The organism is Streptomyces sp. UNOC14_S4, assembly GCF_020740835.1.
Classification (GTDB): Bacteria; Actinomycetota; Actinomycetes; order Streptomycetales; family Streptomycetaceae; genus Streptomyces.
Window position 1 is genome coordinate 12,096 of sequence record NZ_JAINFC010000030.1, and the last position, 16,853, is coordinate 28,948.

General features: G+C 70.3%; 15 protein-coding genes. 9 read left to right on the forward strand and 6 right to left on the reverse strand.

What is annotated here, in order from left to right; genetic code table 11:
* Positions 1-1,020: an aldo/keto reductase gene (locus K6I34_RS04930; RefSeq protein ID WP_229322828.1), complete on the forward strand. Its 1,020-nt coding sequence runs from the start codon at positions 1-3 to the stop codon at positions 1,018-1,020.
* A gap of 87 nt (positions 1,021-1,107) precedes the next feature.
* Here the strand turns inward: K6I34_RS04930 and K6I34_RS04935 are convergent, their stop codons facing one another.
* From K6I34_RS04935 to K6I34_RS04955, 5 genes are all read right to left on the reverse strand, one after another.
* Positions 1,108-1,791, reverse strand: coding sequence for a response regulator transcription factor (locus K6I34_RS04935; protein WP_229322829.1), 684 nt, complete (start codon positions 1,789-1,791; stop codon positions 1,108-1,110).
* Positions 1,788-3,137 carry a sensor histidine kinase gene (locus K6I34_RS04940; RefSeq protein ID WP_229322830.1) on the reverse strand — a complete coding sequence of 450 codons (1,350 nt, stop codon included), beginning with the start codon at positions 3,135-3,137 and terminating at the stop codon, positions 1,788-1,790. Before K6I34_RS04940 ends, K6I34_RS04935 begins: the two co-directional genes overlap by 4 nt.
* 86 nt (positions 3,138-3,223) lie before the next feature.
* Positions 3,224-4,084, reverse strand: a complete 861-nt coding sequence (locus K6I34_RS04945) for a DUF4429 domain-containing protein (RefSeq protein WP_229322831.1) — start codon at positions 4,082-4,084, stop codon at positions 3,224-3,226.
* 174 nt (positions 4,085-4,258) lie between these two features.
* A complete protein-coding gene (locus tag K6I34_RS04950) occupies positions 4,259-5,479 on the reverse strand; it encodes an alpha/beta hydrolase (RefSeq protein WP_229322832.1) in 1,221 nt (406 codons plus the stop codon).
* Positions 5,480-5,654: 175 nt separating this feature from the next.
* Positions 5,655-6,314, reverse strand: a complete 660-nt coding sequence (locus K6I34_RS04955; protein ID WP_229322833.1) for a TetR family transcriptional regulator — start codon at positions 6,312-6,314, stop codon at positions 5,655-5,657.
* A 114-nt stretch (positions 6,315-6,428) separates the two neighbouring features.
* Between K6I34_RS04955 and K6I34_RS04960 the strand changes: the two genes are divergently transcribed.
* Both K6I34_RS04960 and K6I34_RS04965 read left to right on the forward strand, forming a co-directional pair.
* On the forward strand, positions 6,429-8,018 hold the full coding sequence (locus K6I34_RS04960; RefSeq protein WP_229322834.1) for an MFS transporter: 1,590 nt from the start codon (positions 6,429-6,431) through the stop codon (positions 8,016-8,018).
* Between the two features lie 100 nt (positions 8,019-8,118).
* Positions 8,119-8,487 carry a peptidase inhibitor family I36 protein gene (locus tag K6I34_RS04965; protein ID WP_229322835.1) on the forward strand — a complete coding sequence of 123 codons (369 nt, stop codon included), beginning with the start codon at positions 8,119-8,121 and terminating at the stop codon, positions 8,485-8,487.
* Between the two features lie 163 nt (positions 8,488-8,650).
* On the opposite strand, the gene aceE is transcribed toward K6I34_RS04965, so the two are convergent.
* Complete coding sequence (gene aceE, locus K6I34_RS04970; RefSeq protein ID WP_229322836.1) at positions 8,651-11,383, reverse strand: pyruvate dehydrogenase (acetyl-transferring), homodimeric type; 2,733 nt, start codon at positions 11,381-11,383, stop codon at positions 8,651-8,653.
* A 464-nt stretch (positions 11,384-11,847) separates the two neighbouring features.
* On the opposite strand from aceE, the gene K6I34_RS04975 reads away from it, so the two are divergent.
* The 6 genes from K6I34_RS04975 (at position 11,848) to K6I34_RS05000 (ending at position 16,485) form a co-directional block, all read left to right on the forward strand.
* Positions 11,848-12,270, forward strand: a complete 423-nt coding sequence (locus tag K6I34_RS04975) for a DUF3052 domain-containing protein (RefSeq protein WP_229322837.1) — start codon at positions 11,848-11,850, stop codon at positions 12,268-12,270.
* Positions 12,271-12,442: 172 nt separating this feature from the next.
* Positions 12,443-12,901, forward strand: a complete 459-nt coding sequence (locus K6I34_RS04980; RefSeq protein WP_229322838.1) for a peroxiredoxin — start codon at positions 12,443-12,445, stop codon at positions 12,899-12,901.
* Positions 12,902-13,057: 156 nt separating this feature from the next.
* Positions 13,058-13,633: a TerD family protein gene (locus K6I34_RS04985; RefSeq protein ID WP_229322839.1), complete on the forward strand. Its 576-nt coding sequence runs from the start codon at positions 13,058-13,060 to the stop codon at positions 13,631-13,633.
* Between the two features lie 197 nt (positions 13,634-13,830).
* On the forward strand, positions 13,831-14,406 hold the full coding sequence (locus K6I34_RS04990; protein WP_229322840.1) for a TerD family protein: 576 nt from the start codon (positions 13,831-13,833) through the stop codon (positions 14,404-14,406).
* Between the two features lie 69 nt (positions 14,407-14,475).
* A complete protein-coding gene (locus K6I34_RS04995) occupies positions 14,476-15,636 on the forward strand; it encodes a DUF475 domain-containing protein (protein ID WP_229322841.1) in 1,161 nt (386 codons plus the stop codon).
* Between the two features lie 102 nt (positions 15,637-15,738).
* Positions 15,739-16,485 (forward strand): Tellurium resistance, encoded by a 747-nt coding sequence (locus K6I34_RS05000; protein WP_229322842.1) that lies wholly within the window; start codon positions 15,739-15,741, stop codon positions 16,483-16,485.
* Positions 16,486-16,853 lie beyond the last annotated feature (368 nt).

Genomic DNA, 16,853 nt, shown 5'->3' on the forward strand with positions numbered 1-16,853 from the left:
ATGGGCACCAACGAAAAGATCGCCACCACCGCGCTCGGCACCGGCGGCCCCGAGGTCGGCGTGCAGGGGCTCGGCTGCATGGGCATGAGCTTCGCCTACGGCCCGACCGACGAGACGGAGGCGCGCGCCACCCTGGAGCGCGCCCTGGAACTGGGCGTCACCCTCTTCGACACGGCCGACATCTACGCCTTCGGCCGCAACGAGGAGTTCATCGCGCCCTTCGTCAAGGCCAACCGGGACCGCATCACGCTGGCCACCAAGTACGCCATCGTGCGCCGCGAGGACGACCCGTTGTACCAGGCCATCCGCAACGACCGTGCCTACATCCGCGAGTCCGTCGAGGGCAGCCTGCGCCGCCTCGGCGTCGAGCGGATCGACCTCTACTACATGCACCGCCGCAATGTGGAGGTGCCGCTGGAGGAGAGCATCGGCGCCATGGCCGAGCTCGTCGCCGAGGGCAAGGTGGCCCACCTGGGCCTGAGCGAGGTCACCGGCGCCGAGCTGCGCCAGGCCCACGCCATCCACCCGATCGCGGCCGTGCAGTCGGAGTGGTCGCTCTTCAGCCGTGACATCGAGCGGCACGTGGTGCCCACGGCCGCGGAACTGGGCGTCGCGCTCGTGCCGTACTCGCCGCTCGGCCGCGGCTTCCTCACCGGCTCCTTCGTCCACGCGGACACCGAGCTCACCACCGACGACTGGCGGCGCACGCAGCCGCGCTTCACCGGAGCGAACGCGGCCGCCAACGCCGAACTGCTGGCTCCGGTCCGCGCGATCGCCGAGGCGCACGGGGCCTCGCTCGCGCAGATCGCCCTGGCCTGGGTGCAACAGCGCGCGCAGGCGCACGGCCTGGCCGTCGTCCCCATCCCGGGCACCCGCAAGCGCTCCCGCCTGGAGGAGAACACCGCGGCCACCCGGATCACCCTCACGGAGGACGAGCTCGCGTCCCTGGAACCCATCGCCGCCAAGGTGTCGGGCGACCGCTACCCGGACATGACCTTCACGTCGGCAGGCCGGGAGTAGTACCTGCGCCCCCGTAAGGGGCGCGGGGAACTGCGCGACCAGTCACAACGCACCCGCAGTCGCCGGACGACAGACCGTGGCAGCCCCTCAGGCGCCCCGGTCCCCAGGAGTCACAAGCCCCGACTCGTACGCGAAAACAACCGCCTGCGCGCGGTCGCGCAGTCCGAGCTTCGCCAGCACCCGCCCGATATGGGTCTTGACGGTCTGCTCGGCCAACACGAGAGACGCCGCAATCTCCTGGTTGGAAAGACCGCGCGCGATCAGCTCCAACACCTCCGTCTCACGCGGCGTCAGACCCTTGAGCCGCAGCGAGCGGTCCCGCCGGGGCGCGGGCCGCTGCTGGGCGAAGTCCGCGATGAGGCGCCGGGTGACGGACGGGGCGAGCAGCGCCTCGCCCGCCGCCACCACCCGTACCGCCGAGATCAGGTCGGCGGGCGGCGCGTCCTTGAGCAGGAAGCCGGAGGCCCCCGCGCGCAGCGCCTCGTAGACGTAGTCGTCGACGTCGAACGTGGTCAGCATCAGCACCTTCGGGCGGTGCACCACGCCGGGCGGGGGGTCCAGGATCTGCCGGGCGGCCTCCAGGCCGTCCATCTCCGGCATGCGGACGTCCATCAGCACCACGTCCGGGTGCGCGCGGCGGCTGAGCTCCACGCCCTGGCGGCCGTCGGGCGCGTCGCCCACGACGTCGATGTCGGACTGCGCGGCGAGCAGCGCGGCGAAGCCCGCCCGCACCATGGCCTGGTCGTCGACGATGATCACCTTGATGGTCATGCGGTGGGGGATTCCCTCTCGGACGGGTCGGACGGGCCGGACGAGTCTGACAGGTTCGAGGCCCGGGAGCCCGGGCCCGGGTCCGGGCCCTCCGCGAACGGCAGCCGGGCCGCGACCCGGTAACCGCCCTCCGGCAGCGGCCCGGTGTCCAGCGAGCCGCCGACCAGGCGGACGCGCTCCCGCATGCCGACGAGGCCGTGGCCGGTGCCGGACGACTCCAGCGGGGCGGCTGGCCCCGCCACCGGTTCGTTGACGACCAGCACCGTCAGGCCCGTACGGTCCGCGGACAGCGAGACCCGGGTCGCCGCGCCCGGCGCGTGCCGTACGACATTGGCCAGCGCCTCCTGGACGATGCGGTACGCCGAGAGGTCCACCGCTTGCGGCAGCCGCGCCGCGTCCACCCCGGGGCCGACCGTGAGCTCGACCGGCTGCCCGGACCGCACGGTGGACTCGACGAGCTGCGGGACGCGGGTGACACCCGGCTGCGGCGCCAGCTCGCCGCTCCGCCCGGTGCCGCCGTTCTCGCCGTTCTCCTCGCTGCGCAGGACGCCCAGCAGGCGCCGCATCTCCGTCAGCGACTCGCGGGCGGCCGTCGCGATCGACCCGAACTCCTCGACCGCCTCGGGCGGCATGCCGGGGATGCGGTACGGGGCGCTGTCCGCCTGCACCGTGATCATCGACATGTGGTGGGCCACCACGTCGTGCAGCTCGCGGGCGATCCGGGCGCGCTCCTCCAGCAGGGTGCGGCGGGCCCGCTCGGCCTCGCTGATCGTCTCCTGCTCGGCGAGCGCCCGCCGGGCGTCGCCCCGCGACCGCAGCGCGAAGACGATCAGCATCAGCACCGCGCCGATCACCTGGACCGTGACCCAGACGGGGGTGCTGCGCTCGTGCGAGGACGCCTGGAGGAGGAATGCCGTCGCGCCCGTCACGCCCCAGACGACGACCAGGGTGCGCGGCCGCTCGCGCATCGCCAGCGCGACGTACAGCACCAGGAGCCCGATGGCCGCCATCGGGGTCCACGGCCACTGGAGGCCCGCGTGCCGTGGCACGCCCAGATACGCGAGGGCGGCCACGGCATCGGCGGTGAAGACGACGAACCAGGCCAGCAGCGTCCTGCGCACGGCCAGCAGCAGGGCCAGCTGGCAGACGCCGAGCACCGCGGCCAGGTCGGAGTTCAGACCGTAGTCCTTGCCCAGGCTGACGCCGGTGGTCGGGGCCAGGATCGCGGTGAACATCAGCGCCACGGCGTACGGGACGAGGCGTACCCAGCGTCTCTTCGCATGGCCGAGGATCGGCTCGTGGGGGCGGAGGAGCCGCTGAACGGGGCGGGGGAACGATTGGATCATGACGCTTTCCAGCCTAGGCACCCGCCTTCCCGGAACACGTCACACCAGGGTCCCGATTCCGGAGTCGTACCCCGGTATCACCCGGGCTAGAGCTCGGCCAGGAGCTGCGCCTTCTTCGAGCTGAACTCGTCGTCGGTCAGCAACCCCGCGTCGTGCAGCGCGCCGAGGTGACGGATGCGGTCCGCGATGCCGCCCGGGTCCGGGCGGGCCGCCGCGGCCCGTACGGCGGCGGCCGCCCCGGGGGAGCGCACGGCGGCCAGGACCGCGGCCGCGAACGGGAGCGACTCGTGCACCAGCCCGTATCCCACGCCGAAGACGACCGCCGCGGGGTCCTGGTCGGCGGCGGTCGTGTGCTCCCCGGGCGCCTGACCGTGCCGGAGGAGCCGCAGGGCGCCGCCCGGACCGTCGGGGGAGTGCCACTCGACGCCCGATAGCTCGTCCACGGGGAAGCGCTGGTCGCCCGCCTTCCACTTGGCCGACGAGGCGCCCGTCCAGAACCAGCGGAAGGCGACGGCCGTGCCGTCGAAGGACGCCTTGCCGTCGTAGGCCTTGAAGGACAGCGGCGGCGCGGGCGCGGCCACCAGGTGCCGCTCGGCGGGCTCGGCCGCGTACGGGCCGAGGGCCGCCCGTATCTCGTCGGCGTAGTACCCGGCGAGCGCGTCGCGCTCGGCGGGCAGCACCAGCCGGTACGGGTCGCAGCTCTCCTTGAGGCCGCCCGCGGCCACGTCCACCAGCGGGTCGGCGCCCGGTCTCGGCACCGCGCGCAGCACCACCGTGCCGCGCTTCCCCGGAGCCAGCTCCACGCCCGCGAGCGCTTCGTAGGGGATGCGCCGCTCGCCGAGAGCCTGGAACAGCTTCGGTGTGCGGATCCCCCGTTCGAAGCGGATGAGCACGGAGTCGGTGCCGAACTCCCAGGCGGCGTGGAAACCGGCCAGCACATCACCCATACGGCTCATCGTATGCGGCGGGTGCCGCGCGTCCCACCCCCGAGCCACCCCTGGTACTACGCGCGTAAAAGTGACGTGCTCGCGTCCGTTACCGCGCGTTCGCCCGTCCGCCGGGACGGACGCCGTGTCCGGTACGCGGTCCGGTACGTGGCGCCCGGCGCCGGGAGCCCGGCGTCAGGCCAGGTCGTCCGCGCAGCCGCTCGACGCCTTGGCGCAGGTCACGGCCGACGGCAGACCCACCCCGATGCCCGCGAAGTTGGCGAGGCTCGTGGTGCCCGGGGCGAAGTAGCCCGCGTGGCCCTGCGCGCCGTCGGCGGACAGCAGCCGCGCCCCGAAGCCCGCGGAGACCGGGTCCGCGCCGTGGCCCAGGCCGCCGACCTCCAGGTGGGGGACGCCCTGGATCCAGTCGTCGGTGTCCCGCATCGCCCATATCCGGGCGCTGGTGTGCAGCTCGGAGACGCGGTCGGCACGCATGCCGGGGCTGCCCGCGACGGCGACGTCCGTGACCCGGGGCGACATGTCGCGCACGGCCACGCCGCACACCACCGAGCCGTAGCTGTGGCAGAACAGCGAGACGGGGGCGGCGCCGGGCAGCGCCCGGACGAGCGCGCGCAGCCGCAGCGCGCCCTCCGCGGCGAGCTTGCCCGTGGCGGCGTCCATGCCGACCCCGGCGGGCGTGGTGTAGTCGGCCCAGGCGATGACGGCCGTCCTGGTGCCGGGGCTCGCCTTCCGCTCGGCGGCGTAGAGGGACCGGGCCATGCCCACCGGCGCGCTGTAGGCACGCTGGGTGCGCTCGAAGGTCAGGACGTTGGTGTCCACGCCGGGCACCACGACGGAGACGCGCTCGGCGCGCTCCAGGTCGCCGGTGACCTCCGCGACGCGCCCGGCGCCTGTGGGATCGAAGGCGAGGATCTGCCGGCCGTCCTCCAGCAGCGATTCGAAGCGGTGCATCCGGCGCTCCGCGTCCCGGCGGCCGACCGGGGTCAGGTCGCTCTCGCGCATCCGGTGCTTCTCGACGCGCCGGGCCTCGTCCAGGGCGATCCGGTTGGCCCGGTAGCGCAGGTCGATCGGGGCGCCGTTGAGGTTGCCGACGACGAGGGGGTAGCGCGCGGCCAGCAGGTCGCGCTGCGCGCCGGTGAGCGTCCCGAAGAAGCGGGCCAGCGTCCCGGGAGCCGCGGCGGGGTCGGGGAGCGCGCGGCCCGCTATCGAACCGTGCATCCAGGCGCTCAGGCTCGCCGCGCGGGCGTCACCGCTCGCCTTGTGGCTTCTGACGGCCGTCCAGCCGGTGGTGGCGAGCATGACGAAGACCACGGCCAGGGCGAGCAGCGCGCGCCACACGGTGGCCGTGGTCGTCCACGGGGCTGAGGGGGAGCCGAGCTCCGGGAAGGAAGTCACCGCCGAACACCCTAGGAGAAACCCGGCGGTGACCGTGAAGTCAGTGAGCCATCTCACGTTTGAAACGAGGGTGATTGTGCACTCGTTGACGTTTCTTGCTCGGGTCCGGCACGGGTCCCGACCGCTTCGGGAACGGCGGCCGGGAACGTCGGCCAGGAACATCGGCCGAGGACGCTCAGGAGCGCCAGTCCTCCGCCAGCGCCGGGCCGAGCTGCGCGAGGTAGGCGGTGGTGAGGTCGCGGAGCTCCTCCAGGCTCGCGCACCCGCGGCGGCTCCAGAGCTTTCCGGTGACCCGCATCACCCCGCCGAACGCGGCGACCAGCACCTGGGGCCGGGGGTCGGTCCGTACGTCCAGGCCCGTGCGGCGGGCGATCTCCTGCGCGAGCTCGTCCTCCAGCTCCGCGAGCCGGTGCAGATGGGCGGCGAACAGCTGCGGGGTCGACTCGATCATCCGGTACGTGCGCAGGTGCAGCTCCAGCGGCACCACGGCCTCGATGACCTGGCTCGCGGTGTCCCAGCAGGCGAACACCGCGTTGCCGAGCGCGGTCAGCGGGGGCTCGGCGGCGGGCCGCTCCCGGAGTGCGGCGAGGAAGTGCGCCTCCAGGGAGTCCTGCATCGCGAGGGCGACCTCCTCCTTGTTCGCGAAGTAGCGGAAGAAGGTGCGCGGGGAGACGTCGGCGGCCTCCGAGATCTCGTCGACGGTCGTCCGTTCGTAGCCCTTCAGTGCGAACAGCTCCAGAGCCGAACGGATCAGGCTGTCCCGGGTGCGGCGCTTCTTGCGCTCGCGCAGCCCGGGTGACGCCGCGCGGTCCGTCACGCCTTCGATCGTACGCATCGACGTCTCTCCTCACACAGCGTTTCCGCTGCTCAGGATAGCTGTGACCAAGATGGCAGCCGCCGCCTCATGGAATCCTTTGTCAATTGTCAGCCACTGCCATAATCTCGTGATATGACGTCTCAGACCACCGTCGCGGACGCGACGCCCGACCTCGGGCCCCGAAAGGGCTTACGTGGTCATCCCTGGCTGACACTGCTCTCCGTCGCGATCGGCGTGATGATGGTCACGCTCGACGGCACCATCGTCGCTGTCGCGAATCCCGCCATCCAGAAGGACCTCGGCGCCTCGCTGGCCGACGTCCAATGGATCACCAACGCCTATCTCCTCGCCCTCGCGGTCGCCCTGATCACCGCGGGCAAGCTGGGTGACCGCTTCGGCCACCGGCTGACCTTCCTCGTCGGCACCACCGGCTTCGCCGTCGCCTCCGGTGCCATCGCCCTCTCCGACACCGTCCCGGCGATCGTCGGCTTCCGTGTGCTCCAGGGCCTCTGCGGCGCCCTGCTGATGCCCGCCGCCCTCGGCCTGCTGCGGGCCACCTTCCCGGCCGAGAAGCTCAACATGGCCATCGGCCTCTGGGGCATGGTCATCGGCGTCTCCACCGCGGGCGGCCCCATCCTCGGCGGTGTGCTCGTCGAGCACGTCAACTGGCAGTCGGTCTTCTACGTCAACGTGCCGGTCGGCGCCGTCGCCCTGATCCTCGGCGTGATCATCCTCAAGGACCACCGCCTGGAGAACGCGCCCAAGTCCTTCGACCCGCTGGGCATCGCGCTGCTCTCGGCGGCGATGTTCTGCCTGGTCTGGGCGGTCATCAAGGCGCCGTCCTGGAGCTGGGGGAGCAGCAGGACGCTGATCTTCCTGGGCGCCTCGCTCGTGGCCTTCATCGCCTTCGCGGCCTGGCAGACGAGGATCCGCGAACCCCTGCTGCCGCTCGGCCTGTTCCGTTCCGTGCCCCTGTCGGCGGGCACGGTCCTGATGCTCCTGATGGCCTTCACGTTCATCGGGGGGCTGTTCTTCGTCACCTTCTATCTGCAGAACGTGCATGGGATGTCCCCGGTGAACAGCGGTCTGCACCTGCTGCCGCTCACCGGCATGATCATCATCGGCTCCCCGACGGCGGGCGCGATCATCACCCGCGTCGGGCCGCGCATCCCGCTGGTCGTCGGCATGCTCCTCGCCGCCGCCGCCTCCTTCGGCACCGCCACACTGGACGCCGACTCCGGCACGGGCGTGATGTCGCTGTGGTTCGCGCTCTTCGGCCTCGGACTCTCGCCGGTCATGGTCGGCGCCACCGAAGTCATCGTCGGCAACGCCCCCTTGCAGCACGCCGGTATCGCCGGTGGCCTCCAGCAGGCCGCGATGCAGGTGGGCGGCGCCCTCGGCACGGCGGTCCTGGGCGCCGTCATGGCCGCCCGCGTCGACCACCTGCTGCCGGGCAAATGGGCGGACCAGGGCCTGCCGCCCCTCCCGCACGACCAGTTGTCGGGGGCCTCCGACGCGGTCGCGGTCGGTATCGCCCCCGTGCCGCAGCAGACACCGGGCCCGGTCGCGGAGAAAATCATCACCGCTTCGCATGACACGTTCGTGTCGGGCATGAGCCTGTCGTTCACGGTCGCCGGTGTCGTCGCGCTGGCCGCGGCCGCCGTCGCCCTGTTCACCAAGCGCGGCGAGAACGCGGGCGCGGCGGGCGCGGCCGCCCTCTGACGCCGCTTCCCCTATCAGGGCCCCGCACCGCGGGGCCCTCTTGGCAGCGCGTGATCATCACGGCCAGGATCGGAGCCAGCCGACACAGGGAGTGATGTTCATGCGCACCATCCGTATCGCCGCCCTGGCCGTGGGCGCCGCCGCGGGCCTGGCCCTCGCCGTCGCCCCGGCCGCGACCGCGGACACCGCGTCCCGGCCGGGCGGCTGCGCGGCCGGGCAGCTCTGCTTCTGGCCCAAGTCCGACTACCGAGGGGCCCGCACCACCGCCGAACTCGCGCACACCGACATCGAGAGCTGCGTGACCTTACCGGCAGGCGCGGCCTCCTTCGTCAACCGCACGGGCCGCCCCGTCACCACCTACCAGAGCGCCACCTGCGGGGAAACGGGCGAGTTCGCCACGTACCCCTCGGGCACCTGGGTCCCGGAGTCCCCGTACGTCGTGAGGGCGTACAAGATCTGGGAGAACTAGCAGCAGACAAAAAAGAACCCCGCGCCCCTGAAAGGGGCGCGGGGCAGCTACATCATGCGGCTCCGCCGCGTGGGCGCGCTCAGCCGAAGCGGACCCGCAGCCGCCGAACTGCCTCAGCCACTACGGCGACCAGGCGCCGAAGCGGCCGAAGCCAGCGCAGCGCTCAGGCGTCGCCACCCGCCGCACCCGGGTCCGCCGCCGCGACGTCGAGCAGCTGGTACCGGTCGATCGCCTGCTTCAGCGCCGAGCGGTCGATCTTGCCCTCCTTGGCGAGCTCGGTGAGCACGCCGAGGACGATCGACTGGGCGTCGATGTGGAAGAAGCGACGGGCCGCGCCACGCGTGTCCGCGAAGCCGAAGCCGTCCGCACCCAGCGACTGGTACGTGCCGGGCACCCAGCGCGCGATCTGGTCCGGAACGGCGCGCATCCAGTCGGACACGGCGACCTTCGGGCCCTCGGCACCGGCGAGCTTCCGCGTCACGTACGGGACGCGCTGCTCCTCCTCCGGGTGGAGCAGGTTGTACTCCTCCACCTTGACGGCCTCGTTGCGCAGCTCGTTCCAGGAGGTCGCCGACCAGACGTCCGCCTTGACGTTCCACTCCTCGGCGAGGATGCGCTGGGCCTCCAGGGCCCACGGCACGGCCACACCGGAGGCCAGGATCTGCGCCGGGACGGCGCCCGCCTCACCCTGCTTGAAGCGGTACAGACCCTTGAGGATGCCCTCGGCGTCCACGTTCTCCGGCTCGGCCGGGTGCTGGATCGGCTCGTTGTAGACGGTCATGTAGTAGAAGATGTTCTCGGCGTTCTCGCCGTACATCCTCCGCAGACCGTCCTTGACGATGTGCGCGATCTCGTAGCCGAACGCCGGGTCGTACGCGACGACGCCCGGGTTGGTCGAGGCCAGCAGGTGCGAGTGGCCGTCGGCGTGCTGCAGACCCTCACCCGTCAGGGTGGTGCGGCCCGCGGTGGCGCCGAGCACGAAGCCGCGCGCGAGCTGGTCGGCCATCTGCCAGAACTGGTCGCCCGTGCGCTGGAACCCGAACATCGAGTAGAAGACGTAGATCGGGATCAGCGGCTCGCCGTGCGTGGCGTAGGCGGAACCGGCGGCGATCAGCGAGGCGGTGCAGCCCGCCTCGGAGATGCCGTCGTGCAGCATCTGACCGGTCGGGGACTCCTTGTACGCGAGCAGCAGCTCGCGGTCCACGGCCTCGTACTGCTGGCCCAGCGGGTTGTAGATCTTCGCCGACGGGAACAGCGAGTCCATGCCGAAGGTGCGGTACTCGTCGGGCGCGATCGGCACGAAGCGCTTGCCGATCTCCTTGTCCCGCATGAGGTCCTTCAGCAGGCGGACGAAGGCCATGGTGGTGGCGATCGACTGCTGGCCCGAGCCCTTGCGGGTCGGCGCGTAGGCCTTGTCGCCCGGCAGGACGAGCGGCTTGGAGCGGTCCACACGGGTGGGGACGTAGCCGCCCAGCGCCTTGCGCCGGTCGTGCATGTACTGGATCTCCTCCGAGTCGCGACCCGGGTGGTAGTACGGCGGCAGGCCGGACTCCAGCTCCTTGTCGGCGATCGGGATGTGGAGACGGTCGCGGAAGCGCTTGAGGTCCTCGACCGTGAGCTTCTTCATCTGGTGGGTCGCGTTGCGGCCCTCGAAGTTCGGGCCGAGCGTCCAGCCCTTGACCGTCTGCGCGAGGATCACGGTCGGCTGGCCCTTGTGGGCCTTGGCCGCCGCGTAGGCCGCGTAGATCTTCTTGTGGTCGTGACCGCCGCGGCCCAGGTGCAGGATCTGGTCGTCGGTCATGCCCTCGACCATCTTGCGGAGGCGCTGGTCGCCGCCGAAGAAGTGCTCGCGGATGTACGCGCCGGTCTCGGTGGCGTACGTCTGGAACTGGCCGTCGGGGGTGCTGTTGAGCTTGTTGACCAGGATGCCGTCGCGGTCCTGCGCGAGCAGCGGGTCCCAGGAGCGGTCCCACACCAGCTTGATCACGTTCCAGCCGGCGCCGCGGAACTGCGACTCCAGCTCCTGCATGATCTTGCCGTTGCCGCGGACCGGGCCGTCGAGGCGCTGCAGGTTGCAGTTGACGACGAAGGTCAGGTTGTCCAGGCCCTCACGGGCGGCCAGGGACAGCTGGCCGAGCGACTCGGGCTCGTCCATCTCGCCGTCGCCCAGGTACGCCCACACGTGCGACTTGGAGGTGTCGGCGATGCCGCGGGCCTCCATGTAGCGGTTCATACGGGCCTGGTAGATCGCGCCGAGCGGGCCGAGGCCCATCGAGACGGTCGGGAACTCCCAGAAGTCCGGCATCAGGCGCGGGTGCGGGTACGACGACAGGCCGTAGGGGGCCTTCGACTTCTCCTGGCGGAAGGCGTCGAGCTGCTGCTCGGACAGTCGGTCCAGCAGGAAGGCGCGGGCGTAGACGCCGGGGGAGGCGTGGCCCTGGAAGAAGATCTGGTCGCCGCCGTCGCCGCCGTCCTTGCCCCGGAAGAAGTGGTTGAAGCCCACGTCGTAGAGGGAGGCGGAGGAGGCGAAGGTGGCGATGTGGCCGCCGACGCCGATACCCGGGCGCTGGGCGCGCGAGACCATGACGGCCGCGTTCCACCGGGTCGCGTTCAGGACCTTGCGCTCGATCTCCTCGTTGCCGGGGAAGAACGGCTCGTCCTTGGTGGCGATGGTGTTGACGTAGTCCGTGCTGCGCATCTCGGGCACGGCCACGTTCTTCTCGCGGGCGCGCTCGATCAGGCGGAGCATGAGGTAGCGGGCACGTTCCCGGCCTCGCTCATCGACGGCTGCGTCGAGCGAGTCGAGCCACTCCTGGGTCTCTTCGGGATCGAAGTCCGGGACCTGGCTGGGAAGGCCGCCAATGATGATCGGGTTGCGATCGGATCCGGAAGCCACGCTGTTCCTTCGGTGTTCTCGGGTCGTGCTCGGCACGCGGTCTACTACGGTCTGCTGCTGTGTCGCGTCGGCTCCCATCGTGGACCGCGGCGACGGAAACGTCATCTCTACCGGGCGGTAACCACCATGGGTCGAGGCGACGTGTCAAGAGGTGGCCGAACGGGGGCGGCCAAATCGCAACCATACGCTCCCTTTGGGAGTCCTCCGCGTACGGCCGTTCGGTCCTGTACGCCGTATTCGCACGGGGCAACTTCACAAACCAGGCAGAATGATGTGTCATGAATCACCCGCCTGCGGTCTTCCGTGACGGCGGAAGCGGTGGGAGGGGCACTTCCGTCACCGTTTCGGCGGTCTCGGCGGCCGGGTACTTGCGCGAACCGTCCGGCACGTGTGGACTACGCCCAATGACTCGCGTATGCGGGGATCATCAAGACACTTTCTCGAAAGATGACAGGAGGCAATAAGTGAGCGCGACCGCGGACCACGCGGAGGAGCGGACCAACCCTGCCGCCAGGCTGGGTTTCCAGCCCGGACAGGTGGTCCAGGAGATCGGCTACGACGAAGACGTCGATCAGGAGCTCCGCGAGGCCATTGAGGAAATCACCGGCCAGGATCTGGTCGACGAGGACTACGACGACGTGGCCGATGCCGTCGTCCTGTGGTTCCGCGACGAGGACGGCGACCTGACGGACGCGCTCGTGGACGCCATTGGCATGCTCGAGGACGGCGGGGACATCTGGCTGATGACCCCGAAGACCGGCCGCGACGGCTACATCGAGCCGAGCGACATCAACGAGGCGTCGCAGACCGCGGGTCTGAGCCAGACCAAGAGCGTCAGCGTGGCCAAGGACTGGACCGGCACCCGCATGGTCGCCCCCAAGCGCTAGCGCCGGCCTCCACGGCACCGCACCGCACCGCGCCCCCCGGCAGCACCCGCTGCCGGGGGGCGCGGTGCGTCCGCGGGGGGCGCGGTGACAGACTGGCCGCACCACCGCCGGTGGCCAGGGTCACCGAGGGGTGAGGCCCGGCACCGGCCACGTCGAGAGAAGGATGCGAATCATGGCGATCGAGGTCGGCACCAAGGCTCCGGACTTCGCCCTGAAGAACCAGCACGGCGAGACCGTCCGGCTCTCCGACTTCCGCGGTGAGAAGAACGTCGTCCTGCTCTTCTACCCCTTCGCCTTCACCGGCGTCTGCACCGGCGAGCTGTGCGCCCTGCGCGACGAGCTGCCGACGTTCGTCAACGACGACGTCCAGCTGCTCGCCGTCTCCAACGACTCGCCGTTCTCCCTGCGCGTCTTCGCCGAGCAGGAGGGCCTCACGTACCCGCTGCTGTCCGACTTCTGGCCGCACGGCGAGGCCAGCCGCGCCTACGGCGTCTTCGACGAGGAGAAGGGCTGCGCCGTCCGCGGCACCTTCGTCATCGACAAGGAGGGCGTCGTGCGCTGGACCGTCGTCAACGGCCTGCCGGACGCGCGCGACCTGAACGAGTACGCCGAGGCGCTCAAGGCGCTCTGAGGTACTCCGCCGAACAAAGAATCCGGACCCGGGAACCGATCACAGGTTCCCGGCCGTTGATCCGGTTGCCATCGCACGACGAGGGCGCGGGCCTCGGATCACGAGCCTTCCGGCCCCTCGCTGCTCGAATCAATTGCTCGAACCAATGGAGGACTCGTGGGAGTCAGTCTCAGCAAGGGCGGCAACGTCTCGCTGACCAAGGCGGCCCCCAACCTGACCGCGGTCATCGTCGGTCTCGGCTGGGACGCCCGTACCACGACGGGTACGGACTTCGACCTGGACGCCAGCGCGCTGCTGACCAACGACCAGGGCAAGGTCGCCAACGACCAGAACTTCGTCTTCTTCAACAACCTCAAGAGCCCCGACGGCTCGGTCGAGCACCAGGGTGACAACCTCACCGGTGAGGGCGAGGGCGACGACGAGGTCATCAAGGTCAACCTGGCCGGTGTCCCGGCCGATGTCGCCAAGATCGTCTTCCCCGTCTCGATCTACGAGGCGGAGAGCCGTCAGCAGAGCTTCGGCCAGGTGCGGAACGCCTACATCCGCGTGGTGAACCAGGCCGACAACACCGAGCTGGCGCGCTACGACCTCAGCGAGGACGCCTCGACCGAGACCGCCATGGTCTTCGGCGAGCTCTACCGCAATGGCGCGGAGTGGAAGTTCCGCGCGATCGGTCAGGGGTATGCCTCGGGTCTGCGCGGTATCGCGCAGGACTTCGGCGTCAACGTCTGACGGGGAACTGCTGTACGGCGTCCGGCGCCGCACGCCCCGCCCCTCCCGGGCGGCGGCGTGCGGCGCCGGACGTGCAATCGGGCGGTTTCCGGCACTTTCGCCGGACATCTTCATCAGGCACCTTCAACGAGCACCTTCGTCGGGCACCTTCGCCGGACGTCTTCGTCGGACATCTTCATCGGGGAGGAAGCAAGAACATGGGCGTCACGCTCGCCAAGGGAGGCAACGTCTCCCTCTCCAAGGCCGCACCCAACCTCACCAACATCACCGTCGGCCTCGGCTGGGACGCGCGCTCCACCACCGGGGCCCCCTTCGACCTGGACGCCAGTGCCCTGCTCTGCGCCGCGGGCCGGGTCCTCGGGGACGAGTACTTCGTCTTCTACAACAACCTCAAGAGCCCCGAAGGCTCCGTCGAGCACACCGGTGACAACCTCACCGGTGAGGGCGAGGGCGACGACGAGTCGATCCTGGTCGACCTCGCCGCGGTCCCGGCCGCCTGCGACAAGATCGTCTTCCCCGTCTCCATCCATGAGGCCGATCTCCGCGGGCAGAGTTTCGGCCAGGTCAGCAACGCCTACATCCGCGTGGTCAACCAGGCCGACGGCAGCGAGCTCGCGCGCTACGACCTCAGCGAGGACGCCTCGGCCGAGACCGCGATGATCTTCGGCGAGGTCTACCGCTACGGCGGCGAATGGAAATTCCGTGCGGTCGGACAGGGGTACGCTTCGGGCCTCCGCGGGATCGCCCTAGACTTCGGGGTCAACGTTTCGTAAAGCCGGGTCTGGCGTGGCGCAAAGCTGCGCACGACGCGGGGGAACCCCTAAGCGAAGGATTGGGTAGCGGTGCTCCTGAAAACCTTTGGCTGGTCGTTCGCCATCACGGCGGCGGGTCTGGCCTTGGCGGGCGTCCTCTGGGGGTGGCAGGGGCTGGCGGTCGTCGCGATCCTGTCCATCCTGGAGATCTCGCTCTCGTTCGACAACGCGGTCATCAACGCCGGAATCCTCCGGAAGATGAACCCGTTCTGGCAGAAGATGTTCCTGACGCTGGGCATCCTCATCGCCGTGTTCGGCATGCGGCTGGTCTTCCCGGTCGTCATCGTCGCGATCACGGCGAAGCTCGGGCCCATCGAGGCGGTCAAGGTCGCCCTCCAGGACCACGAGCGCTATGAACAGCTGGTCACCAGCGCCCACCCGGCCATCGCGGCCTTCGGTGGCATGTTCCTGCTGATGATCTTCCTGGACTTCCTCTTCGAGGACCGGGACATCAAGTGGCTGGAGTGGCTGGAGCGGCCGCTCGCCCGGCTGGGCAAGCTGGAGACGCTCTCCATCGTCGTCGCGCTGGTCGCCCTGCTGATCACGGCCACCACGCTCGCCGGTTCGGTGCCCGTCCACGGTGGCGAGGGCACGGTCGACAAGACCGCCACGGTGCTGCTGGCCGGCGTCGGCGGCCTGGTCACCTATCTGATCGTCGGCGGCATCTCCGGCTTCTTCGAGGACCGCCTGGAGGAGGACGAGGACGGCGACGCGTCGGACGAGCCGGCCGACGCGACCCCCGGGGCGCCCGCGAAGAAGGGCGGCAACGCCGCGGTCGTGGGGCTCGCCGGCAAGGCGGCCTTCTTCATGTTCCTCTACCTGGAGGTCATCGACGCGTCGTTCTCGTTCGACGGCGTCATCGGCGCCTTCGCCATCACCAACGACATCTTCGAGATGGCGCTGGGCCTCGGCATCGGTGCGATGTACATCCGTTCGCTGACGGTCTTCCTCGTCCGCAAGGGGACCCTGGACGACTACGTCTACCTGGAGCACGGCGCGCACTACGCGATCGGCGCGCTCGCCGTGATCCTGCTCGTCACCATCAAGCATGAGATCAATGAGGTCATCACCGGCCTCATCGGCGTGGTGCTCATCGGGGTGGCCTTCTGGTCCTCCGTCGTGCGCAACCGCCGCTCGGCCGCGCTGGAGGACGGTGCCGGGAACAAGGCGGAGGTCTCGTCCGGGGTGTGACCCTGGCACATTTGAGGAACGCTCTGACCGGGGCGGTCGTGGAGGTCACCACCTCCCGGCCGCCCCGCGGCATTTCGGCACACACCGGTGGGGGTCAGGGCAATGGCGATCTGGGACAGGTTCTTCGGCAACTGGGGGCGGGCGAGCGAGCAGCAGCTCGACTTCCACGGCGCCAACGGCGCGGTCGAGCTGACCAAGCGGCACCCCACGTTCTCGCTCACCAAGATGGGGGCGGTGACCGGAAACCTCCGGGTCAACCTCTCCTGGCGGATGCGCACGACCTCGCAGTTCGACGAGAGGGCGCCGTTCGGCGACAGCCTGCGGCACCCGCTGAAGAAGTTCCGGCCCGAGATGGTGCAGGCGCAGGGCCAGGCGTTCGTCAACGTCGACCTCGACCTCGCATGCATGTACGAGCTCCAGGACGGCTCCAAGGGGGTGGTCCAGCCCCTCGGCAACATACTGGGCAGCCTCAACAGCCCGCCGTACGTCCAGCTCAGCGGCGACGACCGGTTCGGCTCCGGGTCGGGCGAGACGATCTACATCAACATGGACCACCGCGACCAGATCAAGCGGCTGCTGGTCTTCGTCTACATCTACGACGGCACACCCGCGTTCGATCGTACGCACGCGCTCGTCACGCTCTACCCGGGCAACGGCCCCCGGATCGAGATCCCCCTCCACGAACGCGCCCCCGAGGCGCGGTCGTGCGCGGTCGTACTCCTGGAGAACAACAAGGGGGAGATCACGCTGCGACGCGAGATGAAGTACGTGTACGGCTTCCAGGCGGAGCTGGACCGCCTGTACGGGTGGGGCCTGCAGTGGGGGAGGGGCTACAAGTCGAAGGTGTGAGCCCCTTTGGAGCGCCCCAAAGGGGCGCGGGGCTGTGTTGTATTTGCGGCTCCGCCGCGTGGGCGCGACCAGCCACAACGGACCGGCGGCCGCGCGCCAAGCGCAAGAGGCACCCCAATAGGCGCACCGGAAGGGATCAGCGCGCCGACTGGAACTGAGGCCCCTGCGGCGGCAGCCGAAACCCCGGATCGGGCGCCGGAACCACCTGCGGATACCCGTACGCCGGAGGAGCCGCAGGAGGCTCACTCGGCGGCGGAGGATAGCCATACCCACCCTGCACCGGAGCCGCGGCCGGCTCCGGCTCGGGCTCCGGCGCAGCCGCGTCGTCCTCCTCCACCGAGATCCCGAACTCCGTCGCCAGCCCGACG

Bases quoted from the DNA above. Each gene is read 5' to 3' on its own strand.
- K6I34_RS04945 (WP_229322831.1), bottom strand. From the start codon at position 4,084: ATGGGTGATGTGCTGGCCGGTTTCCACGCCGCCTGGGAGTTCGGCACC.
- K6I34_RS04990 (WP_229322840.1), top strand. From the start codon at position 13,831: ATGGGCGTCACGCTCGCCAAGGGAGGCAACGTCTCCCTCTCCAAGGCC.
- K6I34_RS04955 (WP_229322833.1), bottom strand. From the start codon at position 6,314: ATGCGTACGATCGAAGGCGTGACGGACCGCGCGGCGTCACCCGGGCTG.
- K6I34_RS04960 (WP_229322834.1), top strand. From the start codon at position 6,429: ATGACGTCTCAGACCACCGTCGCGGACGCGACGCCCGACCTCGGGCCC.
- K6I34_RS04930 (WP_229322828.1), top strand. From the start codon at position 1: ATGGGCACCAACGAAAAGATCGCCACCACCGCGCTCGGCACCGGCGGC.
- K6I34_RS04980 (WP_229322838.1), top strand. From the start codon at position 12,443: ATGGCGATCGAGGTCGGCACCAAGGCTCCGGACTTCGCCCTGAAGAAC.
- K6I34_RS04935 (WP_229322829.1), bottom strand. From the start codon at position 1,791: ATGACCATCAAGGTGATCATCGTCGACGACCAGGCCATGGTGCGGGCG.
- K6I34_RS04965 (WP_229322835.1), top strand. From the start codon at position 8,119: ATGCGCACCATCCGTATCGCCGCCCTGGCCGTGGGCGCCGCCGCGGGC.
- K6I34_RS04940 (WP_229322830.1), bottom strand. From the start codon at position 3,137: ATGATCCAATCGTTCCCCCGCCCCGTTCAGCGGCTCCTCCGCCCCCAC.
- K6I34_RS05000 (WP_229322842.1), top strand. From the start codon at position 15,739: ATGGCGATCTGGGACAGGTTCTTCGGCAACTGGGGGCGGGCGAGCGAG.